Origin of the sequence: Aeromonas sp. 604176, from assembly GCF_049170755.1 — a bacterium.
GTDB lineage: Bacteria > Pseudomonadota > Gammaproteobacteria > Enterobacterales > Aeromonadaceae > Aeromonas > Aeromonas veronii_A.
On record NZ_JAAKNE010000006.1, the window covers coordinates 21349 to 44767 of the forward strand.

The following is a 23419-nucleotide window of genomic DNA, read 5'->3' on the forward strand; positions in this document are numbered from 1 at the left end:
CCCCGTCATTTCGTGGTCAGCTGCTTACTTGGCGTTGATGGGCCCCTTGGTGCCGGCATCATTATCGACCCAGCCATCTTCACCCTTGATGCGGCGATCCCCCTGAATGGTGTAGATGACCATGCCATCCTTGAACACCAGCGCGCCATCGGATTTCTTGGCATTGACCTTCTTGTCGTTGACCCACACCTGATCCTTGCCATCGATGCGGATATTGGCCACGGTGGCGCCGGTTTGGGGGAAGGTGGCGATCCAGTTGCCCGCATAGGGGCTGGCGCTGGTTGCCGCGGCCGGAGCATTGCCAACACTGGCAGCCGCGTTCTCAGCCTTGGTCTTGTTGATATCGCAGCCATTAAGCTCGCTCACCTGAGTGCAGCCCGAGCGATCCAGCTTCTGCTCATAGCTCAGATTCAGACCGCCCTCCGCGGCCGTACCAAATCCCGCCTTGGCATTTTCCGCTTTGGTTTTGTGAATGTCACAGCCCTGCGCCTCGGTAACCTGGGTGCAGCCGGATCGCTCCAGTTGCTCGGCATATTTGGCGCTGATGGCGTGGGCAGGGGCGATCCCGAGCAGGGTCAGGGTGATGAGCAGAGCGGCATTCCTGGACATAGATAATCCCTCAAAGATGTAAGTCATGCAGGTTCATCCGCGCAGTTGCGGCAGTGAACGTCGGCCTCTTCTGAGCATCCGAGACAGATGCGCAGCTGGCGTATTCACGTTAGCACCTTGGGCCAACCGCGCCCAGCAATGTGGCCGGAAGATAAGGCGAGAGGCGATACGGGCGGGGAGTGCAAGGGAGGTTAAATGGCAGTGACACTTCTGCAGAAGAGGTCGTAACAAAAGAGCAAGTCACTGCACAGCATTATCATAATGATAACGGCAACCCCGCTGGTATCATTTCAGCCCCTGAAACTGACCTTTGATGATAATTCTCACCGGCGCAGGGATATTGCCTCTGATTATTATCACCTTGCTATTTTATCGCTTGGCCACCCTATCCATCCTTTTATGGAATAAACCGCTGAAATAGCCACTGATTTTGTGGTTGGCATCACACACTTTCGCCATTTATTAATATCTGCCTGCATTTTATTGGTTTGGCACGGTTATTGATTGCCTCATATCGACGCTAACCGACGCGCTCACCCACAACCGGGATGCTGGTGACATCGTGAGTGAAAGGGGAGCTATCCATATCTCATCCAATGATTGGGGCGAACGATGAAAGCAGTTAACGAATTAATCAAAGAGATCAGAGCACTCAAATCCAACCTGCATGAAAAAGATTTTCTGCTGACCTGGGAGCAAACCCCTCAGGAGCTGGAGCTGGTATTGAAACTGGCCGAATCACTCAAGACCCTGCGCGCCGAAAATATCTGCACCAAACTGTTTAACAGCGGGCTCGGTATCTCGGTTTTCCGCGATAACTCCACCCGAACCCGCTTCTCTTACGCCTCTGCGCTGAACCTGCTCGGTCTGGCCCAGCAGGATCTGGATGAGGGCAAATCCCAGATCGCCCATGGCGAAACCGTCCGTGAAACGGCCAATATGATCTCCTTCTGCGCCGATGCCATCGGCATCCGTGACGACATGTTCCTCGGTGCTGGCAACGCCTATATGCGCGAAGTGGGCGCCGCGCTGGATGAAGGGTTCGAGAAGGGGGTGCTGCCCCAGCGTCCGGCGCTGGTCAACCTGCAGTGCGACATTGATCACCCGACCCAGTCCATGGCTGATCTCGCCTGGTTGCAGGAGCACTTCGGCAGCCTGGATAGCCTCAAGGGCAAGAAGATTGCGATGACCTGGGCTTACTCCCCGAGCTACGGCAAGCCGCTCTCCGTGCCGCAGGGCATCATCGGCTTGATGACCCGTTTCGGTATGGACGTGACCCTAGCCCATCCGGAAGGGTATGACCTGATCCCGGACGTGATCGAAGTAGCCAAAGAGAATGCCAAGGCATCTGGCGGCAGCTTCCGTCAGGTCACCTCCATGGAAGAGGCGTTCAAGGATGCCGATATCGTCTATCCCAAGTCCTGGGCTCCCTACAAGGTGATGGAGCAGCGCACCGAGTTGCTGCGTGCCAATGACCACGCCGGCCTCAAGGAGCTGGAGAAACATTGCCTTGAGCAGAACGCCAAGCACAAGGATTGGCACTGCACCGAGGAGATGATGAAGCTCACCAAGGGGGGCGAGGCGCTCTATATGCACTGCCTGCCCGCCGATATTTCCGGCGTCTCCTGCAAAGAGGGCGAAGTAACCGAAGGGGTATTCGAGAAATACCGTATCGCCACTTACAAAGAGGCGAGCTGGAAGCCCTATATTATTGCCGCCATGATCATGGCCCGTAAATTTTCCGCCCCGGCAGAAACTCTGGAAAATCTGATTAAAGAGGCGCAAAAGCGGGTGAAATAAATAACGGCAGGGCATGGTGAATATTCATCCTGCCCATACTGTCGAATTCATTATTTCGAGTTTTCTCCCCGTGGTATCTGAATAACGGATCTCCCGGCGAGGCAGCTCTTTGTCAGGTAACGCCTAGTGAGGTAAGCATGTCCCAATTTTCGCTGAAGATGGATATTGCCGATAACCGCTTTTTTACCGCCGAGCCATCTCCGCTGTTTTCTCGCGCCGAAGCACAAAAGGCTCGCGCTTTTCATAAAAAACTGGCCGGTTATGAACCGACCCCATTGTGCGACCTGAAAGATCTGGCCGCCTATATCGGGGTGAAAAATATATTGGTCAAGGACGAGTCAAAGCGCTTTGGCCTCAACGCCTTCAAGATGCTGGGTGGCGTTTATGCCATCGCCAACTTGCTCTGTGAAAAGTACGGGGTGGCCATCGAGGATTTCTCCTTCGATCTCATCAAACGCACCATCAAGGAGCCGATGACATTCGCCACCACCACAGATGGCAACCACGGTCGTGGCGTTGCCTGGGCCGCCAAACAGGTGGGTCAGCATGCGGTGGTCTACATGCCCAAGGGCTCGGCCCAGGAGCGGGTTGACCACATCCTCAATCTCGGTGCCGAGTGCATCGTCACCGACATGAACTATGACGACACCGTGCGCCTAACCATGAAGATGGCCGAAGAGCGCGGCTGGCACATAGTGCAGGACACCGCCTGGGAGGGCTACACCAAGATCCCGACCTGGATCATGCAGGGTTACTCCACCCTGGCCGACGAAGCGGTCGAGCAGATGCAGGCCATGGGCATCAAGCAGCCGACCCACGTGTTGCTGCAGGCTGGCGTTGGTGCGCTGGCGGGCGGTGTGCTCGGTTATCTGGTGGACTGCTTCGGGGCGAAAAACCTGCACAGTATCGTGGTCGAACCGGATCAGGCCGACTGCATCTACCGCTCCGGTGTGGCGGGGGAGATGGTCAACGTGGGGGGCGACATGCGCACCATCATGGCCGGTCTCGCCTGCGGTGAACCCAATCCGCTCGGCTGGCCGCTGCTCAGAAGCTGCACCACCCAGTTCATCTCCTGTCACGACAAGGTGTCGGCATTGGGCATGAGAGTGCTCGGCAACCCCCTTGGCAATGATCCACGCATCATCTCCGGTGAGTCCGGCTCGGTCGGTACCGGCGTGCTGGCGGCAGTACGTCACCACCCGGATCGCGCAGCGCTGATGGCGCGCCTCGGGCTAAGTCGCGACTCCGTGGTGCTGATCATCAACACCGAAGGGGACACCGATGTGACCCACTACCGGGAAGTGGTGTGGGAAGGCAAACATCCTGCCTGCGATTAACCCCGGCTGTGAGTAACCCCTGCGAGAGCAGAGACACGAATTGAAGCATTGATCGCGCCTCGCCAACGGGGTGCGGTAACGGGCACAGGGCGCTGCCGACGAACAGGCCGCGCACTCTCAGTTGTTATGGAGAATCACAATGAGCAAGCAAATTCCGTTTGAAATGGTGTTGGAGAAGGCCTACCAGTACAAGGCCGAGATGAGTCAGTTCCTGCGTGACATGATCGCTATCCCGAGCGAGAGCTGCGATGAAGAGCGCGTCGTGCTGCGCATCAAGCAGGAGATGGAGAAGGTTGGTTTTGACAAGGTGGAGATCGACCCCATGGGCAACGTGCTGGGTTATATCGGCCACGGCCCGCACCTGATCGCCATGGATGCCCACATCGATACCGTCGGTGTCGGCAACCGCGCCAACTGGACCTTCGACCCCTATGAGGGGATGGAAGATCACGAGATCATCGGTGGCCGCGGCGCATCTGACCAAGAAGGCGGCATGGCCTCCATGGTCTATGCGGGCAAGATCATCAAGGATCTGGGGCTGGAAGATCAGTACACCCTGCTGGTGACCGGTACCGTGCAGGAGGAGGACTGCGACGGTCTCTGCTGGCAGTACATCATCGAGCAGAGCAAGATCCGCCCCGAGTTCGTGGTCAGTACCGAGCCCACCGACTGCCAGATCTACCGTGGCCAGCGCGGCCGCATGGAGATCCGCGTCGAGGTGCAGGGGGTCAGCTGCCACGGCTCCGCGCCGGAGCGCGGTGACAACGCCATCTTCAAGATGGGCCCGATCCTCGGCGAATTGCAGGAGCTCAGCCACAACCTCGGCAACGACGACTTCCTCGGCAAGGGCACCCTGACCGTCTCCGAGATCTTCTTCACTTCGCCAAGCCGCTGCGCCGTGGCGGATAGCTGTGCCATCTCCATCGACCGTCGTCTGACCTGGGGTGAAACTTGGCAAGGTGCGCTGGACGAGATCCGTGCCCTGCCTGCGGTGCAAGCCGCCGGTGCCGAGGTCTCCATGTATCAGTACGACCGTCCGGCCTACACCGGTCTGGTCTACCCGACCGAGTGCTACTTCCCGACCTGGAAGGTGGAAGAGGATCACATCACCGTCAAAACCCTCTCCAAGGCTTATCGCGAGCTGTTCAACAAGGAGCCGGTGGTGGACAAGTGGACCTTCTCGACCAACGGTGTCTCCATCATGGGTCGCCACGGTATTCCGGTCATCGGTTTTGGCCCGGGTAAAGAGCCGGAAGCCCACGCCCCGAACGAGAAGACCTGGAAAGAGCATCTGGTCAAGTGCGCCGCCATGTACGCCGTGATCCCCATGCTCTATCTGGCCGAGCTGGACAAGTAAGGGGGCTGCCGGGTGGTGACTGCCATCGCCGCCCGGCTGTCGCAAGTGTGGCAAGTGCCCCGTCTGTGTTGAGGCGGGGTTTTGCTGTTTGAAGTGATGTTCGAGGTGGTGGGGATGAAACGGCTGATCAAAAACGGTGTGTTGGTCGATGCACAGGGTGAATATCGTCAGGATCTGCTGATCGAGAACGGGGTGATCCGCGCGCGCGCCGCCGCTATCCAGCCCGATGGCGAGACCGACGTGATCGATGCCAGCGGCTGTTATGTGATGCCGGGTGGCATCGACGTCCATACCCACTTCAACATCGACGTGGGCATTGCCCGCAGTTGCGATGACTTTTTCAGCGGTACCCGTGCCGCCGCCTGTGGTGGCACCACCACCATCGTCGATCACATGGGATTTGGCCCGGCGGGGTGTAACCTGCATCACCAGTTGGCCCGCTATCACGACTATGCCGCCGATCAGGCGGTGGTCGATTACAGCTTTCACGGCGTTGTCCAGCATGTGGATGACGCTATCCTCCACGAAATGGCCGCCATGGTTCAGGAGGAGGGGATCAGCAGCTTCAAGCTCTATCTCACCTACCACTACAAGTTGGGGGATCACGACGTGCTGCGCGCGCTGGCCCGCCTCAAGGAGGTGGGGGCGCTCGCCACCGTCCATCCCGAGAACGATGCCGCCATCGCGGCGCGCCGTGCGGCCCTGCTCGCCGCCGGTCACCATGAACCCTGGTATCACCCGCAAAGCCGCCCACTGGAGTGCGAGGCGGAGGCGATCGCCCGGATGATCAATCTGGCGGGGCTCGCGGGCAATGCGCCACTCTATATCGTCCATCTCTCCAATGGCTTGGGGCTGGAGTATCTGAAACTGGCGCGCCGTCAGGGGCAACCGGTCTGGGTCGAGACCTGCCCGCAATATCTGCTGCTCGATGAGCAGTGTTATTACAAGGAGAACGGGGTCGACTATCTGCTGAGCCCGCCGCTGCGCTCGCGCCGCGAGCAGGACAAGCTGTGGGTCGGTATCGCTGCGGGTGACATCGACACGGTGGCGACCGATCACTGCAACTTCTCTCACGCCCAGCGCATGACCCTCTCGGGGGGCGATTTCAGCCGCTGCCCCAACGGCTTGCCCGGGGTCGAAAACCGGATGCTGCTGCTGTTTTCCCACGGGGTACTAGGCGGGCGCATCTCGCCGTCGCGCTTCGTGGCACTCACCAGCGCCAACCCGGCGCGCCTGTTTGGCCTCTGGCCGCGCAAGGGCAACCTGCAAGCGGGGTCTGATGCCGATCTGGTGATCATGGATCCCCGCGGTGACACCCTGATTTCTCACCCACTGCTGCATGACAACGGTGACTACAGCCCCTACGAGGGGATGCATTGCCCCGGCCGGATCAGGATGACCCTCAGTCGTGGCGAGATAGTCGCTCGCGACGGCGAATTTACCGGGCAACGGGGGCATGGCAGCTTTTTGGCCAGAGCGCCCTTTGATCCGCTGCTGGGCGCGGCGGCCCGAGAACAGCAATCAGCACAGCAATAGACAGAACAACCGAGTCGGTATGACACCGGCCCACCCTTATCATCGGAGAGCACAAGATGAAACAGCGTATCGTACTGGCCCTGGGGGGCAACGCTCTGGGCAACAACCTGCCCGAGCAGATGAAGGCGGTGCAGAGCACGGCGGGCACCATTGCCGACCTGATCGCTCAGGGGCATGAGGTGGTGGTGACCCACGGCAACGGCCCGCAGGTGGGGATGATCCAGCAGGCGTTCGAGGTGGCGGCTCGCCACGATCCCAAGGCACCCCATCTGCCCATGTCGGTCTGCGTGGCCCTGAGTCAGGGTTATATCGGTTATGACCTGCAAAACGCCCTGCGCGAGGCCTTGCTGGCGCGTGGTATTCACAAGCCGGTTGCTACCTTGGTGACCCAGGTTGAGGTGGATAAAAACGATCCCGCCTTCCTTGACCCGAGCAAACCCATCGGCGGTTTCTTCAGCAAGGAGGAGGCCGAGGCATTGATGGCCAAGGGCGAGCGGCTCAAAGAGGATGCCGGCCGTGGCTATCGCCGGGTGGTCGCATCTCCCAAACCCGTCGATATCATCGAGAAAGAGACCGTCTCTGCCATGCTGGCCGCCGGTCAGGTGGTGATCACAGTCGGTGGCGGCGGCATCCCGGTGCTGCGCGAGGGTAATCACCTGCGCGGAGCCAGTGCTGTGATCGACAAGGATTGGGCCAGTGCCAAGCTGGCGGAGCTCATTGACGCCGACATGCTGATCATCCTAACCGCGGTAGAGAAGGTCGCCATCAACTTCGGCAAGCCCGATGTGCAGTGGCTCGATCAGCTGAGCGTCGCCGATGCCAACAGCTTTATTGCTCAGGGGCAGTTTGCCAAGGGCTCCATGCTGCCCAAGGTGGAGGCAGCGCTCTCGTTCGCGACCTCCATGCCGGGGCGCAAATCCCTGATCACCTTGCTGGAGAAGGCCGCCGACGGCATTGCCGGCAAGACGGGAACCCTTATCTGCCGCTAGGCGTTCCAGCTCGGGTTGAGTGTGATTGCGGGGGCCGACGGCCCCCTTGTTCATTTTGGGGCAGTCATGGTCAGCGGAGGATGAGCGGCGTAAGATGGCCGCCTTCAAGCGCGGGCAAGACGCCGAGAACAGACCCGGCGCAATGAGTGACAAGAGGTGAGTAACAAACAAATGAGTGGAAAGATCAATATGGCGGCGCTGGTGGGATTGATCCTGCTCACCGCCATCTGGAGTTACAGCTGGATCGTGATGAAGCAGGTGATGCTCTACGCGGGGGCCTTCGAGTTCACCGCCCTGCGCTGCCTGTGCGGATCTCTGGTTCTGCTGCTGGTGTTGGCCCTGCGCGGGCGCCGTTATCTTGAACCCACTCCGTTTCGCTATACCCTCGCCATTGCCCTGTTCCAGACCTGCGGCATGGTGGGGTTGGCCCAGTGGGCTTTGATCAGCGGCGGGGCGGGCAAGGTGGCTATTCTGAGCTACACCATGCCGTTCTGGGTGGTGATCTTCGCGGCGCTCTTTCTCGGCGAGCGGATGCGCAGGCTCCACTATCTGGCGGTCGGGGTGGCTGCTTGCGGGCTGCTCTTGGTGATCGAGCCTTGGCAGTTGCATCTGGATTCCATGAAGAGTGCGCTGCTAGGGATTGCCTCCGGCATCTGCTGGGGGATCAGCGCCATCATCGCCAAGCGGATGTATGTCCGCCACCCCGCGGTGGATCTGATGTCTCTCACCACCTGGCAGATGATCTACGCCACCATGGTGATGGCTGTAGTGGCGGTGCTGGTGCCGGAGCGACCCATCGACTGGCAGCCCTATGTGTTTGGCGCGCTCGCCTACAGCGCCATCTTCGCCACGGCACTGGCCTGGAGCCTCTGGCTGTTTGTGCTGAAAAAGCTGCCGGCGGGTATTGCCAGCCTCAGCACCCTGGCGGTGCCGGTGAGCGGCGTGCTGCTCTCCTGGTGGCTGCTCGGGGAAAACCCGGGGCCGGTGGAGGGGAGCGGTATCGCCCTTATCGTGCTGGCATTGTTGGTGATCAGTCGCAAGGGCAAGCGTTCCGTGGTGTCAGTGGCGGGGGAAACCCGTATCAAGCACGGTTGAGTGGTGACTGGGCTGCCAGTGGCACGATAAACAGCACTCAAAAGAGCCCGCGACAGGGGACCAGCCCCTCGTTACAATGGCGTGGTCTGACTGTGCTGGAGCACAGGTATCTGATTTATTGTGATTATTTCAACGAACCTAACGGCAAGGATGAGACCGTATGATGACGCTGGTGTGGTTGGCTGTAGGCCTGGTGTGTCTGGTGGTGGGGGCCGAATCTCTGGTGCGGGGCGCATCTCGCCTCGCCACCATGATGGGGATATCGCCACTGGTGGTGGGATTGACCATAGTGGCCTTTGGGACCAGTGCTCCCGAGCTGGCGGTGAGCATCCAGTCTGGCCTCGAGGGGCAGGCAGGGATAGCGGTGGGGAACGTGGTCGGCAGCAATATCTTCAACGTGCTGTTTATTTTAGGTATTTCGGCACTGATCGTACCGTTGACCGTCTCACAGCAACTGGTACGTCTCGACGTTCCCTTGATGATAGTGGTCTCTTTTCTGGTGTTGTTGCTGGGCTACGATGGCCGTATTGCGCCACTGGAAGGGGCGCTGCTGTTTGCCGGCATCATCGCCTACACCGTGTTTCTCTTTGTCCAGAGTCGACGGGAAAACAAAGCGGTGCAGGCGGAGTACGAGCAGGAGTTTGGGACCCGTGAAGCGAGTACGGCGGGCAACTGGTTGCGCAATCTACTCTTTATTGCCGCAGGTCTGGGTCTGCTGATCCTCGGCTCCCGTCTGCTGGTTGGCAGTGCGGTTGAGATTGCCCACTACTTCGGGGTGAGCGATCTGATCATCGGCTTGACCATAGTGGCGGCCGGTACCTCCTTGCCCGAAGTGGTGACCTCCATCGTCGCAGCCCTGCGCGGGGAGCGGGATATCGCTGTGGGGAACGTGGTGGGCAGCAATATCTTCAATATCCTCTGCGTGCTGGGGCTCACCTCCATTGTCACTCCCGGTGGGCTTGAAGTGTCGGCCACCGCCCTTCAGTTCGATATTCCGGTAATGATTGCGGTGGCGCTTGCCTGCCTGCCCATCTTCTTTACCGGTTACACCATCGCCCGCTGGGAAGGGGCCCTGTTTCTGGCCTACTACATCGGCTACACCTGCTGGCTGATCCTCCACGCCACATCCAGTCCGCTGCAAGGTCAGTTCAGTGCAGCGCTAACCGGTTTTGTGTTGCCGCTCACCGCCATCACTCTGGTTGTGCTGGCGGTGCGAGCCTGGCGGTTGCAACGAACCCGGTCGTGATGCAGGTTCTCCTGATGTAAAGGAGCTGCATCAACAGACAGGCCGAAAAAAGCCCCACCATCATGGTGGGGCTTTTGCTTGGTGCTGAACTTGGTGCTGAAGAGGGACGCGAAGAGCCGTTATCGGCGCTGGGCCAGATGCATCATGGCCTCCAGCACGGCGCCGCCGATGGCGCGAGCCTTGTCCGATACCGTAGTGGCGTCGGCCCGCTCGCCTCTGGGGTCGATGTCACCGATCTTGAAGCCGACGGTCACCTCGATGCCATCGCTGAGCAGCCCCCGCACCATGCCGGAGAGCGGCGCGATAATGGGGGCGTCCCCCACATGGGCGATCACATCCCCCTCCTGCACCAGATCACCGAGCTTGATAATGCTCTTCATCACCCCGGCGACAGGGGCGCGCACCACCCGGCGGGCGGAGTGCCCCTCGATCACCCCGGGAATGCCGGTATTGGGTTGGGCAGGGCCCTGATAGATGACCCGCCCCAGATGATGACCGCGGTTGGTCTCGATCACCGCATCGCAGTCGCGTCCCGCCTCAAAGCCTGGGCCAAGGGCCACCGTAATGGGGGCCATCTCCCTGTGGGTGCCGAGGTTCTGCTTGGCGAGGATGGCATCCACCAGATAGCGGGGTTTGAGCTCGGCTAGGGTGGCACAGTCGGGGTCAACCAGCAGCGGAATGACGCCCCGATCCAGCTGCTCGAACGCCTGATCAACGCTCTCGACCCGCTTGGCGCGCACACCCTCGACACTGGTTTCACCGTCGAACATCCCCTGAGCGAAGGCGACAGTGCGGCGGATCACCGTGGGTTTGTCGAGATCCAGCATCACCACCTTGAAGCCTGCATTGTGCAGGCGCAGCGCCACCCCGGTGGCGATATCGCCGGAGCCACGCATCACCACCAGCTTATCCCGCTTGAGCCGCACATCATCCTGCATTAGCCCACCCGCTTTGCCGTTTTTCACCTGCAGCAGCTCTGCGAGGATGCTGATGGCGATCTCCTCGGGGGTTTCGGCACCTATGTTGTAACCGATGGGGGCGTGCAGCTGCTGCAGTTGGGTCTGGTTGATCCCTTGCTGGCGCAGCGCCTGGGTGAAGGTCTGCACCTTACGCTTGCTGGCGAGCAGTCCCAGATAGGCGAGGGGGCGATTGATGAGCCGCTCCAGCGCCTCCTTGTCCTGATGGTTGGTGGCGATGATAACGAAGTTGGCGGGCTCGATGGCCAGTGCTTCGATCACCGCGCTGATGGTATCAGCCTGTTTGAGGTGAGTGCCGACGGGGAAGTGATCGGGGTTGAGGCTTCCTTCAAAACAGTCGCCCACATGGATATCAAAACCCAGTGGCGCCGCAGCATGGGCCAGCGCCCGGTTGACGTGACCGGCACCAATGAGCACCAGCCGTGGCCGCAGGCCATAGACATCGATATAGACCGACATGGCGCCACCACAGTCCGACCCGACCGCATGTTCGCCGTTGCGGGCCATCCGGCCGTGGAAGATGCGCGGCTTGCGCTCGGCAATGGCGGCCATCGCTTCCTCGATCACCAGCCGCTCGATCATGCCGCCGCCTATGGTACCGAGGATCTGGCCATCGGCCATCACCAGCATCTGGGCCTGATGGCGTGGGGTGGATCCCCGGCTTTCGATGATCTGGGCCATGGCAAACGGCGTGTTCTCCTGTTCCAGTCGGGCTGCGTGTGCAAACAGATTCATAAGGTACCTCTTTTCATCCTTAAAACGTCAGGGGCGAGGCTAAAGCGCCTCCCCGTGCGGAGCTGTGCAGATCAGGTGACGGATGGGGGGGGATTCGCGCACGGCCCCCTGCCAGATGGCGTGGATCTCGGGGTGGCGGCTCTGCAGCTTTATCAATTCCGCCAGCCACGACGCCTCATTTTGATAATCGCCATTGATAAACCAGATCCGGCGCGCCCCGGGCGGGGTGCCCTTGAACACCCCCTCGGGGTGGGAGAGCAGCCTGTCAAACAGTGCCCAGTCAAGTGGCTTACCCGCCGCAATCCCGCACAGGGCCTGCAATTCAGCCCAGCGGTGGATCTGCGCCGGTTCGGCATTGGCTCCCACCATGGCGCCGCCCAGCAGGGCGATCACCCAGTCACTCTGGTGTGGAATGCAAGGTTCGTGCAAAGCGGGCACTTTCAATAACTTGTGATGGGCGCCATCCGCTTCGACCAGGATGAGATCGAAGCGCTGCTGCCCCTTGATGAGATCAATCTGCTGGGGCGTGGAGCCCGCCACCTTGCCGCTGGCCTGATCGATATGGCTGAACAGGGCGACCAGAGTCGGCTCATCGGGCAGTTGCTGACAGCGGGTCAGCTGGCGGACGGGATCGGCTTCCAGGATCAATTCCCGATAGTGTGACGGGGCAGGCAGAAACATCCTGGTGGTGGTGGTAATTAGCACCCTTTTACCCTGCTTATAAAAATATTCCGCCAGCCAGAACAGGGTGCTGGTTTTTCCACCGGCCCCGCAGAGGCTAATTAAGGTGGTATGGCCATCAATATTTTTGGTGAGCGAGTTTAATAGCGGATCTATATCTGGAAATGCGACAGCAACAGCGTGTGGGTGCGACATAATGACGACCAAAATAAATAACGAAGGGAGTGGGAAACAACGTTGCCAGGAACAAGTGCAGTGTGACTGTATAATAACGGCGGCGGGTTTATCTTCCCGAATGGGGACCTGGAAAATGATGCTACCTTATTGCCAGGGGACAATGCTTGATGCAAGTCTCAAAAATGCCCTGGCTTTTAGTCAGCGGGTTATTCTGGTGGTGGGCCATCGTGGCGAGGAGCTTCAAGCGCGCTACGGATCACGGCCGGATATTGTTGTCGTCCACAATCCCGACTATCGGCAGGGGCTGGGCAGCTCCATCCGCTGCGCCCTGGCGGCCAGTGACGCTGACTACCTCTTTATCAGCCACGGGGATCTCCCCTGTATCCCGCGCGAGGTCTATCAACAGCTCTGGCAGGCACAGGGCTGTGAGACACTCTTTCCCACCTGGCAGGGGGAGGCTGGCCATCCGGTGTTGCTGCCAAAATCCCTTGCCCGCGAGTTGGCTGCGGCCCCGGTGCAGTCGTCGATACGGCGCTGGTTGCAAGGGCATCCACACCGTATGGTGCCAGTTGACAGCCCCGCTATCCTGTTTGATGTGGATACCCCGGAGCGCTATCAGGCGCTGCTGGGTGGCATTCTTGAAAATGAGAGCGAGCCCACGAAATAACCCAGTTTAAAAAGATAACGGGGAGATAAATGGCGTATCAAAGTGATATTTCTCGCACTTGATCTGATAGGGCGAGTTCTTTTTGAACTGCTCATTAAGTAAATTCCAGAGTGATTGATAACTACTCGCAATACCCATAATGGTGGCATCGTAAATTCTCTCCATTAATTGGAGCTGTCTCACGCTTTCACCCTAAAAATAGTTTTGTAGCTCGTTTTGTAACTGTAGTGGCCTGATAGTTGCTCCTCTCCTTGCCAAGGGGTAATGCCCGTGCGGGATACCCCATTTATTCATGCTGCCAATGGGCAGAACAGCTGCAAGGAGATAGCCATGGGCGATATTATGCGACCCGTTCCCTTCAAGAACCTTCTGACCCGTATTTTTGCGGAATATAAAGAGAGTCAGAGCATTTTCGGTATTCCCGCCGCACAATTTTATCGCAAGCAGGACGAGCGCAAGATCAAGGTGTTCGGTGAAACCTGCGAGACTCCCATCGGCCCGGCAGCCGGCCCCCATACCCAGTTGGCCCAGAACATCGTCACCTCCTGGCTGACTGGCGGGCGCTTTATCGAGCTCAAGACGGTGCAGATCCTGGACCGTCTCGAACTGGAAAAGCCCTGCATCGACGCCGAAGACGAGTGCTTCAACACCGAGTGGTCTACCGAGTTCACCCTGCCCAAGGCGTTTGACGAGTATCTGAAAGCCTGGTTTGCCCTCTACCTGCTGGAAGAGGTGTTCGACCCCCGTCTCGACGGAGAGGCCAAGTCCTTCATCTTCAACATGAGCGTGGGGTACAACCTCGATGGCATCAAACAGCCACCGATGCAGCAGTTCATCCACAGCCTGATGGATGCCAGTAGCAGTCCGAAATTTGCCGAGTACCAGCAGGTGCTGCGCGAGCTGGTTGCCGACGAGCAGTTTATCGCTGAGCTGGGACTGGGGGCGCGCCGCGCTCGCCTGCAACAGCTGGTGGATCGTATCCCGGCCAATCTGGTGCACGGCGTTACCCTCTCCACCATGCATGGTTGCCCGCCCAACGAGATCGAGGCCATTTGCCGCTACATGCTGGAAGAGAAGGGGCTCAACACCTTCGTCAAACTGAACCCGACCCTGCTGGGTTACCCGCGGGTGCGCGAGATCCTCGATACCTGCGGCTTTGATTACATTGGTCTGAGCGAAGAGTCGTTCGATCACGACCTCAAGCTGGATCAGGCCAAAGCCATGCTGACTCGCTTGATGGCACTGGGCGCCGAGAAGGGGCTCACCTTCGGGGTCAAGCTCACCAATACCCTTGGCACCATCAACCGCAAGGGGGCGCTGCCGGGGGATGAGATGTACATGTCCGGCCGTGCGTTGTTCCCCCTCTCCATCAACGTGGCCGCTGTGCTGTCCCGCGCCTTCGATGGCAAGCTGCCCATCTCCTACTCGGGCGGTGCCAGCAAGTTCAACATCGCCGAGATCTTCGAGACCGGTATCCGCCCCATCACCATGGCCACCGACCTGCTCAAACCGGGTGGCTACCTGCGCCAGATCGAGTGTCTCAAAGAGATCGAGGCGTCGGGCAGCTGGGGCATGAGTCAGGTGGATGTGGCCAAGCTGGAGGCGCTTGCCGCCAAGGCGCTCACCATGGATTACACCCAGAAGGAGTGGAAGTCCGACGATCGCATCGAAGTGGGTGGCGGCCTGCCGCTGACCGATTGCTACGTGGCGCCCTGCGTCACTGCCTGCGCCGTGCATCAGGATATCCCCGAGTACATTCGCCTGATGGGCGAGGGGGAGTATGTGGCAGCCCTTGAGCTGATTTATCAGCGCAACGCCTTGCCTGCCATCACCAGCCACATCTGCGATCACCAGTGCCAGTACAACTGCACCCGTCTCGACTACGACAGCGCGCTCAATATCCGCGAGCTGAAAAAAGTGGCGCTGGAGCGCGGCTGGGAAGGGTACAAGGCCCGCTGGCACAAACCGGCAGGCAGCGGTGACAAGCATCCAGTGGCGGTGATTGGCGCAGGCCCGGCCGGTCTCTCCGCCGGTTACTTCCTGGCCCGTGCCGGTCATCCGGTCACCGTGTTCGAGCGTGAAGCGGATGCCGGTGGCGTGGTCAAACACATCATCCCCGAGTTCCGCATTCCGGCCGAACTTATCCAGCACGACATCGACTTTGTCGCCGCTCACGGGGTCAAGTTCGAGTTTGGCTGCGATCCGGCGCTTACCGTCGACAAGCTGCACGCCCAGGGCTTTACCTATGTCTTCGTCGGCATCGGCGCCGACAAGAATGGAGGCATGCGTCTCGAAGGGGGTCATGATCGGGTCTACAAGTCCTTCAACTTCCTGCGCAGCTTTAATCAGGGCAAACCGCTGCCACTCGGCCGCCATGTGGCTGTGGTTGGTGCCGGTAACACCGCCATGGACTGTGCCCGCGCCGCCCTCAAGGTGCCGGGAGTGAGCGATGTGACCGTGATCTACCGCCGCAGCGAGAAAGAGATGCCCGCCTATCGCGAGGAGTATCTGGAAGCGGTGGAGGATGGGGTGCGTTTCTGCTTCCTCACCAATCCGGAGCGCTTTGACAAAGATGGCAAGCTCACCGTGCGGATGATGGCGCTGGGGGATCCTGACGAGCAGGGCCGCCGCCGTCCGGTGCCCACCGAGCAGACCGAAGTGATGCAGATGGATGCGCTGATCACCGCCATCGGCGAGCAGCCTGACTGCGAGGTGCTCAAAGCCATGGGCATTCCTCTTGGCAGCGATGGCTGGCCCGAGGTGGATAGCCAGACTGGCGAAACCAGCCGTCGCAACGTCTTCCTCATCGGTGACGTGCAGAGCGGCCCATCCTCCATCGTCGGTGCCATCGGTGGTGCCCGCCGCGCCGCGGATCTGGTGCTCTCTCGCGAGCATATCGCTGGCAGTCAGGCCGAGGTCTCAATCCAGCCGTCGGGCAAGGACGAGATCTATCGCCGCAAGGGGAGCATCGCCGTCACCCTGGTTGACAAGAGCGAGCGCGATGCCTTCGTGGCGCAAGAGGCGCACCGTTGCCTCGAGTGCAACTACCTCTGCAGCAAGTGCGTGGATGTCTGCCCCAACCGGGCCAACGTCGCCATTGCGGTGCCGGGCTTCAAAGACCAGTTCCAGACCCTGCACCTGGATGCCTACTGCAACGAATGTGGCAATTGCGCCCAGTTCTGCCCGTGGCAGGGCAAGCCCTATCAGGACAAGGTCACCATCTTCAGCCTGCCCGAGGACTTCGACAACAGCCGCAACCCCGGTTTCTATCTGGCTGACGGTGGTGAACTGCGGGTGCGTCAGGATGGCGAGACCTATCGCCTGACCATAGACGCCCAGAGCCAGATCAAGGATGCGCCAGCGGCCCTTGGCGACATGTGCCGGATCATCAGCCATGTCCATGCTCATCACCACTACCTGCTGGGGGCCGTCGAGGCCTGAGCGAATAACGAATAAGCGAAGGAGCAAACCATGTTTATTCTGAAGAACGTCACCGCCGTCCAGCTGGAGCCGACTCGGGTGCTGGAAGGGGTGGATATCGCCATCGAAGGCACCCTTATCAAAGCGGTGGGGCCCAATCTGCGGGCCCTCTACCCGGAGGCCAACTATCGGGAGATGGGGGGCAAGCTGGTGATGCCGGGCATCGTCTGTGCCCACAACCACTTCTACTCAGGCCTGTCGCGGGGGATCATGGCCAACATCGCCCCCTGCCCGGATTTTATCTCCACCCTGAAAAACCTCTGGTGGCGGCTCGATCGGGCGCTCGATGAAGAGTCCCTCTACTACAGCGGCCTTATCTGCTCGCTGGAAGCGATCAAGAGCGGCTGCAGTGCGGTGATCGACCACCACGCTTCGCCCAACTTCATCAAGGGCTCCCTGAATGTGCTGCGCAAAGGGTTTATGGAGGCGGGTCTGCGTGGCATGACATGCTTCGAGACTACGGATCGCAACGGCGGCCTCGCCGAACTGCAGGCCGGGGTGGAGGAGAACATCCTGTTCGCGCAGGCCATTGATGCCGCCAAGGCCAAGGGGAGCGAACCCTATCTGGTGGAGGCCCATATCGGCGCACACGCCCCCTTCACCGTACCAGACGAAGGGCTAGCCATGTTGCGCGAAGCGGTGCAGGTTACCGGTCGCGGGCTGCATATCCATGTGGCGGAAGACCGCTACGACATGGCCCACGGTCACCACCACTATGGCAAGGAGCCCATCGCCCGGCTGGACGAGTTTGGCATTGTCGACAGCAAGACCCTGATTGCCCACGGCATCTACCTGAGCCCGGCTGACATCGAACTGCTCAACAGCCGCGATGCCTTCCTGGTGCACAACGCCCGCTCCAACATGAACAACCACGTGGGCTACAACATGCACCTGCCGGAGTATCGCAATCTGGCGCTTGGCACCGATGGTATCGGCTCCGACATGCTCGAAGAGCTCAAGTTCGCCTACTTCAAGCACAAGGATGCCGGTGGCGCCCTGTGGCCTGACAGCTTTGCCCGCTTCCTGTGGAACGGCAACACCCTGCTGGAGCGCAACTTCGGCGCCAAATTTGGCCGCCTGGAGCCGGGATACAAGGCCGACCTCACCATTTGCGACTACGACGCACCGACCCCGCTGGCGCCGCGTAACCTCGGTGGCCATCTCGCCTTCGGCATGGGATCGAACAGCGTCAACAGCGTGATGGTGGAGGGGCGCATGGTCTATCAGGATCGCGAGTTCCCGTTCGATGTCGCGCCCATTTACGAGCAGGCCAGCAAGGTGGCGAGCCGCCTGTGGCAACGGATGGATCAGCTGGCCTAAGGCCACCTTCCACAGTTTTGGACCGGATTGCCCGCCCTGTGGATTTTCCCGGCGGCGGGCAGCAAGAGTAAGGACGACACATGATTGAGCAATTCTTCCGACCCGAGCAACTGGGTCAGGCTTTGGAACTCAAGGCCAGCTTCGGCAACGACGCCGTCTACATGGGAGGCGGCAGCAAGCTTAACGCCGCTCCGACCCGCACCGACAAGAAGGTCGCTATCTCGCTGGACAAGCTGGGACTGAACCAGATTGAGCAGCAGCACGGCCAGCTCCATATCGGCGCCACCGTCACCCTGCAGACCCTGAAAGAGGATCCCCGTACCCCGGCCGCCCTGTGCGATGCGCTGGGGTTTGTCTACTCCCGCCATCTGCGCAATCAGGCCACCATCGGCGGCGAACTTGCCTGCCAACAGCAGGACTCCCCCTTGCTGCCGGTGCTGCTGGTGCTCGAAGCGGTGGTGGTGCTGGAGAACAACCTGCTGCAACCCATCGACGCCTATCTGGCGGGTCAGCGCAATGCCCTGGTGCTGGGGGTTGTGCTGCCGGAGCCTGAACTGCGCTGCGCCACTCGCCGCATCAGCCGCAACGCCGATGGCTTGGCGGTGATGACCGCCGCCGTGGCCCTCGATGCCCTTGGCGAGATGCGGGTCGCCGTTGCTGGCGTTACGCCGCAGCCGATGCGCCTGCGTGATGTGGAGCGCCGCGATCTGCACGATGCCGCGCTGGAGGCGGCCGTGAGCGAGCTGGTTGCACCGCGCGAGGATCTCGGCGGCAGCGTGACCTACAAGCGCTATATCAGCGGGGTAGTGGTGGCGGATCTGCTGGTCGAGTGCCAGCAGCAGGAGGTACAGGCATGATGGAACTCAACTTCACACTGAACGGTGCCCTGCGCACCGTCATCACCCCGGCTGGCGAGAATGCCCAGCGGGTGCTGTTCAACCAGTGCCGGATGCACTCGGTGCGCAACAGCGACGACGGTTTTGGCTTTGCCGGCTCCGACGCCATTCTCTTCAACGGCAAGGTGATCAACGCCTCCCTGCTGATCGCCGCCCAGCTGGATGGAGCCGACGTGCGCACCGCCGAGTCGCTGGGCAGCTGGAACCAGCTCAGTCTGGTGCAGCAGGCAATGGTGGATGTGGGTGTGGTGCAGTCCGGCTACAACGATCCGGCCGCCGCGCTGATTGTCACCGACCTGCTTGATCGCCACCCCGAGCCCACCCGTGATCAAATCGACGATGCCCTCTCGGGCCTGTTTCACCGCGATGGCGGTTATCAGCAGTTCTATCAGGCCATCGAGCTCGCCTGCTCACGGATGAAGGACCCGGATTATCTGTGCCAGATCGCCCCGGAATTTCGCGACGATCTGCGCCATATCGGCAAGAGCTGTCCGAAAGTGGACGCCGCCAAGATGGTGCAGGCCAAGCCCTGCTACGTGGAGGATCGGGTTACTGAAGATGCGCTGATCATCAAGATGCTGCGCAGTCCCCATCCTCATGCGGTGATCACCAAACTCGATGTGAGCCGCGCCGAGGCGCTGCCGGGCGTCGTGCACGTCATCACCCACCTCAACTGCCCGGATGTCTACTACACCCCGGGTGGTCAGAGCGCCCCCGAGCCGTCACCGCTCGATCGCCGCATGTTTGGCCGCAAGCTGCGCCACGTAGGTGACAGGGTCGCCGCCGTGGTGGCCGAGAGCGAAGCCATCGGATTGGCGGCCCTCAAACTCATCGAGGTCGAGTATCAGGTGCTGCCAGCGGTCATGAATATCGATGAGGCGATGGCCCCCAACGCCCCCCTGGTCCACGACGAACCTATCGTCTACATGGCCGGTGCGCCGGCGGATCTGGAGCAGCAGAACGCCTGCTCGGTGCGCCGCGGCGACGAGCACATGATCATCAACTTCCCCATCGGTTCCCGTCCCCACGAGAACCTGGCCGCCAGCGTCCATGGCCAGATCGGTGACGTGGCCAAAGGCTTTGCCGAGGCGGACGAGATTGTCGAGCGCACCTACGAATCGACCCAGGCCCAGCAGTGCCCGACCGAGCCACACATCTGCTTCACCTACATGGATGGGGATCGTCTGGTTATTCACGCCTCTACCCAGGTGCCCTGGCACGTGCGCCGCCAGGTGGCGCGGATCGTCGGCATGAAGCAGCATCAGGTGCATGTGATCAAGGAGCGGGTAGGGGGCGGCTTTGGTTCCAAGCAGGATATCCTGCTGGAAGAGGTGTGCGCCTGGGCGACCAAGGTCACCGGCCGTCCCGTTACCTTCCGCTACACCCGTGAAGAGGAGTTCATCAGCAACACCTCCCGCCATGTGGCCAAGGTGAAGGTGAAAGTGGGGGCCAAGAAAGATGGCACCATCACCGCCATCGAGATGGATTTTCGTGCCAACACCGGTCCTTACGGCAACCACTCCCTGACGGTGCCAAGCAACGGCCCGGCGCTCTCCCTGCCGCTCTATCCGTGCGACAACGTGCGCTTTACCGTCAACACCTACTACAGCAACATCTGCCCGACCGGCGCGTATCAGGGTTATGGCGCGCCCAAGGGCAACTTCGCGCTGACCATGGCCATTGCCGAACTTGCCGAGAAACTGGGCATCGATCAGCTCGACATGGTGGAGCACAACCGGGTGCACGAGGGGGACATCCTCAAGGTGCTGGGTGCCATCGGCGAGGGCAAGATGCCTACCTCGGTGCCCCATGCGGCCAGCTGCGCCCTCGAACCCATCCTCAAACAGGGCCGCGAGTTGATTGCCTGGGATAGTCCCAAACCCGCTGACGGGGATTGGCGCATCGGTCGTGGTGTCGCCATCATCATGCAAAAATCGGGGATCCCGGATATCGATCAGGCCAACTGCATGGTCAAGCTGGAATCGGACGGCACCTTTATCGTTCACTCCGGTGGCGCCGATATCGGCACCGGCCTCGATACCGTGGTGGCCAAGCTGACCGCCGAGGTGCTCGGTTGCCCGCTCAGCGATGTGCATGTCATCTCCGGCGACACCGACCACGCCCTGTTCGACAAGGGGGCCTACGCCTCGTCCGGTACCTGCTTCTCCGGCAATGCGGCCAAAAAGGCGGCCGAGAACCTCAAGGAGAAGATCCTGTTCCACGGCGCCGCCATGCTGGGCGAGCCGGTAGCAGATGTTGAACTGGCGTTCCCGGGTGTGGTGCGCGGCAAGCAGGGGGAGGTGAGCCTCGCCAAGCTGGCCCACAAGGCGGAGACAGGTACCGGCTTCGGTATTCTGGTGGGCACTGCCAGCTACATCACCTCGGAGCTTGCCTTCCCGTATGGTGCCAACTTCGCCGAGGTGGCGGTCAACGTCAGAACCGGCGAGATCCGGCTCGACAAGTTCTACGCCCTGCTCGACTGCGGTACCCCCATCAACCCGGAACTTGCGCTTGGCCAGATCTACGGGGCGACCATGCGGGCCATCGGCCACACCATGACCGAGGAGATCTGCTACGACAGCAAGGGCATCCCGCTGACCCGGGATCTGAAGAGCTATGGCGCGCCCAAGATTGGCGACATTCCGCGCGACTTCCGGGCCTTCCTGGTGCCGAGTGACGACAAGGTTGGCCCCTACGGCGCCAAGTCCATCTCGGAGATCGGGGTCAACGGCGCGGCGCCTGCCATCGCCACCGCCATCCACGACGCCTGTGGTGTCTGGTTGCGCAAGTGGCACTTCACGCCGGAGCAGATCCTGCGCGAACTGGGCAAGCTGGAGCAAAAAGTGTCGGCATAACAAAAGAAAAGGTGAGGGGCGGGCGCCAGCTCGCCCCCAGCGCCTGACGGCGGAATGAGTACTCCGCCTACATTCTGTGTGATGGGACAAACACGATGTCTAAAACAACACGCAAGCACTCGGATCTCATTTACGAGCTGGAAGACAAACCCCCGTTTTATCAAACCCTGATGGGTGCAGTGACCCATCTGCTGGCCATTTTTGTCCCCATGGTGACCCCGGCGCTGATCGTCGGTGGCGCCCTGGGTCTCTCCACCGAGATCACCGCCTATCTGGTCTCCATGGCGATGATCGCCTCCGGTATCGGCACCTGGCTGCAGGTGAACCGTTATGGCCCCATCGGTTCGGGGCTGCTCTCCATCCAGTCGGTCAACTTCTCCTTCGTGACCGTGATGATCGCCCTCGGCGGCGCCATGAAAAAAGATGGCATCCACGAGGAGCTGATCGTCTCGACTCTGCTTGGGGTCTCCTTTGTCGGTGCTTTTCTGGTGATGGGCTCCTCCTTTGTGCTGCCCTACCTCAAGCGGGTGATCACCCCGACCGTGAGCGGGGTAGTGGTGCTGATGATTGGTCTGAGTCTTATCAAGGTGGGGATCATCGACTTTGGCGGCGGCTTCTCCGCCATGAGCAGCGGCACCTTCGGCAAATACGAGTACATCGGGCTGGGGCTCTTGGTGCTCTGTGTCATCGTCGCCTTCAACTGCAGCCGAAGCCCGCTGCTGCGGATGAGCGGCATTGCCATCGGCCTGCTGGTGGGTTATGCGGTGGCCCTGATGCTCGGTATGGTGGATTTCTCCGCCCTTGATAACCTGCCGCTTATTACGGTGCCGATCCCGTTCAAGTACGGTTTCTCCTTCGATTTTCACGCCTTTATGTTGGCGGGCACCATCTATCTGTTGAGCGTGCTGGAGGCGGTGGGGGACATCACCGCCACCGCCATGGTCTCCCACCGGGATATTCAGGGGCCTGAATTTCAAAAACGGCTCTCCGGCGGCGTGCTGGCGGACGGGTTGGTCTCGGTGATCGCCTCGGCACTCGGCTCTTTGCCACTCACCACCTTTGCCCAGAACAACGGCGTCATCCAGATGACCGGAGTGGCGTCACGCCATGTGGGCAAGTTCATTGCCGTCATTCTGGTGCTGCTGGGGCTTTTTCCCGTAGTAGGGCGCTTTTTTACCACCATACCGTCACCTGTGATGGGGGGCGCCATGGTCATCATGTTCTCCATGATCGCCATCGCCGGTGGTCGCATCATCATCAGCCACGGCTTCGATCGGCGGGAGACCCTGATTGTCGCCACCTCGCTGGGTCTTGGGCTCGGGGTCTCCTATGACCCGAACGTCTTCAAGGTGCTGCCGACGGGTATCTACATGCTGGTGGAGAACCCCATCTGTGCCGGTGGTATCACCGCCATCATCATGAATCTGGTGCTGCCGCAAAGCCGCAAGCGCAAGGCAGCCGTCAGGGATGCCGAAGCGGTGGAGGTGATCCAGCTGAGCGACAAGCCGGATGTGATCTTTACCGCCCGCAGTGCGGGCCAGCCATCGGCCAGCAAGGGTGAGGGGTCACCAGAGCCAGTGCCCGGGCAGGCGGTGGCGCCACAAGTGGAACGGATCTGACGGTTAAACCGGCAAAAAACGTCAACAGAACAAGAAAAACAGG

General features: G+C 60.4%; 16 protein-coding genes. 13 read left to right on the top strand and 3 right to left on the bottom strand.

Annotation, left to right across the window (positions count from 1 at the left end; all coding sequences use genetic code 11):
* Nucleotides 1–24 precede the first annotated feature (24 nt).
* Nucleotides 25–609 (bottom strand): hypothetical protein, encoded by a 585-nt coding sequence (locus G5358_RS01990; RefSeq protein WP_335840855.1) that lies wholly within the window; start codon nucleotides 607–609, stop codon nucleotides 25–27.
* Nucleotides 610–1221: 612 nt separating this feature from the next.
* Between G5358_RS01990 and ygeW the strand changes: the two genes are divergently transcribed.
* The 7 genes from ygeW to G5358_RS02025 all read left to right on the top strand — a co-directional run bounded on the left by ygeW (nucleotide 1222) and on the right by G5358_RS02025 (nucleotide 9969).
* Nucleotides 1222–2409 (top strand): knotted carbamoyltransferase YgeW, encoded by a 1188-nt coding sequence (gene ygeW, locus G5358_RS01995; RefSeq protein WP_101530617.1) that lies wholly within the window; start codon nucleotides 1222–1224, stop codon nucleotides 2407–2409.
* Nucleotides 2410–2546: 137 nt separating this feature from the next.
* Nucleotides 2547–3746 carry a diaminopropionate ammonia-lyase gene (gene dpaL, locus G5358_RS02000; protein WP_216953638.1) on the top strand — a complete coding sequence of 400 codons (1200 nt, stop codon included), beginning with the start codon at nucleotides 2547–2549 and terminating at the stop codon, nucleotides 3744–3746.
* A gap of 139 nt (nucleotides 3747–3885) precedes the next feature.
* On the top strand, nucleotides 3886–5103 hold the full coding sequence (locus G5358_RS02005) for a YgeY family selenium metabolism-linked hydrolase (RefSeq protein ID WP_204379827.1): 1218 nt from the start codon (nucleotides 3886–3888) through the stop codon (nucleotides 5101–5103).
* A 114-nt stretch (nucleotides 5104–5217) separates the two neighbouring features.
* Nucleotides 5218–6639: a dihydropyrimidinase gene (gene hydA, locus G5358_RS02010; protein ID WP_421323510.1), complete on the top strand. Its 1422-nt coding sequence runs from the start codon at nucleotides 5218–5220 to the stop codon at nucleotides 6637–6639.
* 56 nt (nucleotides 6640–6695) lie between these two features.
* Nucleotides 6696–7628, top strand: coding sequence for a carbamate kinase (gene arcC, locus G5358_RS02015; protein ID WP_043850867.1), 933 nt, complete (start codon nucleotides 6696–6698; stop codon nucleotides 7626–7628).
* A gap of 171 nt (nucleotides 7629–7799) precedes the next feature.
* The gene (locus tag G5358_RS02020) at nucleotides 7800–8723 is read left to right on the top strand and encodes a DMT family transporter (protein ID WP_421323489.1); all 924 of its coding nucleotides are present in this window, start codon (nucleotides 7800–7802) and stop codon (nucleotides 8721–8723) included.
* 160 nt (nucleotides 8724–8883) lie between these two features.
* Entirely contained in the window at nucleotides 8884–9969 is a 1086-nt protein-coding gene (locus G5358_RS02025; protein WP_151285962.1) for a calcium/sodium antiporter, read from the top strand.
* 119 nt (nucleotides 9970–10088) lie between these two features.
* Here the strand turns inward: G5358_RS02025 and yqeB are convergent, their stop codons facing one another.
* Both yqeB and yqeC read right to left on the bottom strand, forming a co-directional pair.
* Nucleotides 10089–11681, bottom strand: a complete 1593-nt coding sequence (yqeB, locus tag G5358_RS02030) for a selenium-dependent molybdenum cofactor biosynthesis protein YqeB (RefSeq protein ID WP_421323490.1) — start codon at nucleotides 11679–11681, stop codon at nucleotides 10089–10091.
* A 39-nt stretch (nucleotides 11682–11720) separates the two neighbouring features.
* A complete protein-coding gene (gene yqeC, locus G5358_RS02035) occupies nucleotides 11721–12557 on the bottom strand; it encodes a selenium cofactor biosynthesis protein YqeC (protein ID WP_421323491.1) in 837 nt (278 codons plus the stop codon).
* Nucleotide 12558: 1 nt separating this feature from the next.
* Between yqeC and mocA the strand changes: the two genes are divergently transcribed.
* The 6 genes from mocA to G5358_RS02065 all read left to right on the top strand — a co-directional run bounded on the left by mocA (nucleotide 12559) and on the right by G5358_RS02065 (nucleotide 23376).
* Nucleotides 12559–13206 carry a molybdenum cofactor cytidylyltransferase gene (gene mocA / locus G5358_RS02040; protein ID WP_421323492.1) on the top strand — a complete coding sequence of 216 codons (648 nt, stop codon included), beginning with the start codon at nucleotides 12559–12561 and terminating at the stop codon, nucleotides 13204–13206.
* Nucleotides 13207–13536: 330 nt separating this feature from the next.
* A complete protein-coding gene (gene ygfK / locus G5358_RS02045) occupies nucleotides 13537–16647 on the top strand; it encodes a putative selenate reductase subunit YgfK (RefSeq protein WP_421323493.1) in 3111 nt (1036 codons plus the stop codon).
* A gap of 30 nt (nucleotides 16648–16677) precedes the next feature.
* A complete protein-coding gene (gene ssnA, locus G5358_RS02050) occupies nucleotides 16678–18006 on the top strand; it encodes a putative aminohydrolase SsnA (protein ID WP_421323494.1) in 1329 nt (442 codons plus the stop codon).
* An 80-nt stretch (nucleotides 18007–18086) separates the two neighbouring features.
* Nucleotides 18087–18863 (top strand): molybdopterin-dependent oxidoreductase FAD-binding subunit, encoded by a 777-nt coding sequence (ygfM, locus tag G5358_RS02055; RefSeq protein WP_421323495.1) that lies wholly within the window; start codon nucleotides 18087–18089, stop codon nucleotides 18861–18863.
* Nucleotides 18860–21757, top strand: a complete 2898-nt coding sequence (locus tag G5358_RS02060) for a molybdopterin-dependent oxidoreductase Mo/Fe-S-binding subunit (RefSeq protein ID WP_421323496.1) — start codon at nucleotides 18860–18862, stop codon at nucleotides 21755–21757. The genes ygfM and G5358_RS02060 overlap by 4 nt, the downstream gene beginning before the upstream one ends.
* Nucleotides 21758–21852: 95 nt before the next feature.
* Entirely contained in the window at nucleotides 21853–23376 is a 1524-nt protein-coding gene (locus tag G5358_RS02065) for a nucleobase:cation symporter-2 family protein (RefSeq protein WP_421323497.1), read from the top strand.
* Nucleotides 23377–23419: the final 43 nt, after the last annotated feature.

What these genes read in the sequence shown, in the direction of transcription:
- ygfK (WP_421323493.1), top strand. Translation starts at nt 13,537, where the DNA reads ATGGGCGATATTATGCGACCCGTTCCCTTCAAGAACCTTCTGACCCGT.
- G5358_RS02060 (WP_421323496.1), top strand. Translation starts at nt 18,860, where the DNA reads ATGATGGAACTCAACTTCACACTGAACGGTGCCCTGCGCACCGTCATC.
- ygeW (WP_101530617.1), top strand. Translation starts at nt 1,222, where the DNA reads ATGAAAGCAGTTAACGAATTAATCAAAGAGATCAGAGCACTCAAATCC.
- dpaL (WP_216953638.1), top strand. Translation starts at nt 2,547, where the DNA reads ATGTCCCAATTTTCGCTGAAGATGGATATTGCCGATAACCGCTTTTTT.
- G5358_RS02020 (WP_421323489.1), top strand. Translation starts at nt 7,800, where the DNA reads ATGAGTGGAAAGATCAATATGGCGGCGCTGGTGGGATTGATCCTGCTC.
- mocA (WP_421323492.1), top strand. Translation starts at nt 12,559, where the DNA reads ATGACGACCAAAATAAATAACGAAGGGAGTGGGAAACAACGTTGCCAG.
- G5358_RS02025 (WP_151285962.1), top strand. Translation starts at nt 8,884, where the DNA reads ATGATGACGCTGGTGTGGTTGGCTGTAGGCCTGGTGTGTCTGGTGGTG.
- G5358_RS02065 (WP_421323497.1), top strand. Translation starts at nt 21,853, where the DNA reads ATGTCTAAAACAACACGCAAGCACTCGGATCTCATTTACGAGCTGGAA.
- G5358_RS02005 (WP_204379827.1), top strand. Translation starts at nt 3,886, where the DNA reads ATGAGCAAGCAAATTCCGTTTGAAATGGTGTTGGAGAAGGCCTACCAG.
- ygfM (WP_421323495.1), top strand. Translation starts at nt 18,087, where the DNA reads ATGATTGAGCAATTCTTCCGACCCGAGCAACTGGGTCAGGCTTTGGAA.
- yqeB (WP_421323490.1), bottom strand. Translation starts at nt 11,681, where the DNA reads ATGAATCTGTTTGCACACGCAGCCCGACTGGAACAGGAGAACACGCCG.
- arcC (WP_043850867.1), top strand. Translation starts at nt 6,696, where the DNA reads ATGAAACAGCGTATCGTACTGGCCCTGGGGGGCAACGCTCTGGGCAAC.
- G5358_RS01990 (WP_335840855.1), bottom strand. Translation starts at nt 609, where the DNA reads ATGTCCAGGAATGCCGCTCTGCTCATCACCCTGACCCTGCTCGGGATC.
- yqeC (WP_421323491.1), bottom strand. Translation starts at nt 12,557, where the DNA reads ATGTCGCACCCACACGCTGTTGCTGTCGCATTTCCAGATATAGATCCG.
- ssnA (WP_421323494.1), top strand. Translation starts at nt 16,678, where the DNA reads ATGTTTATTCTGAAGAACGTCACCGCCGTCCAGCTGGAGCCGACTCGG.
- hydA (WP_421323510.1), top strand. Translation starts at nt 5,218, where the DNA reads ATGAAACGGCTGATCAAAAACGGTGTGTTGGTCGATGCACAGGGTGAA.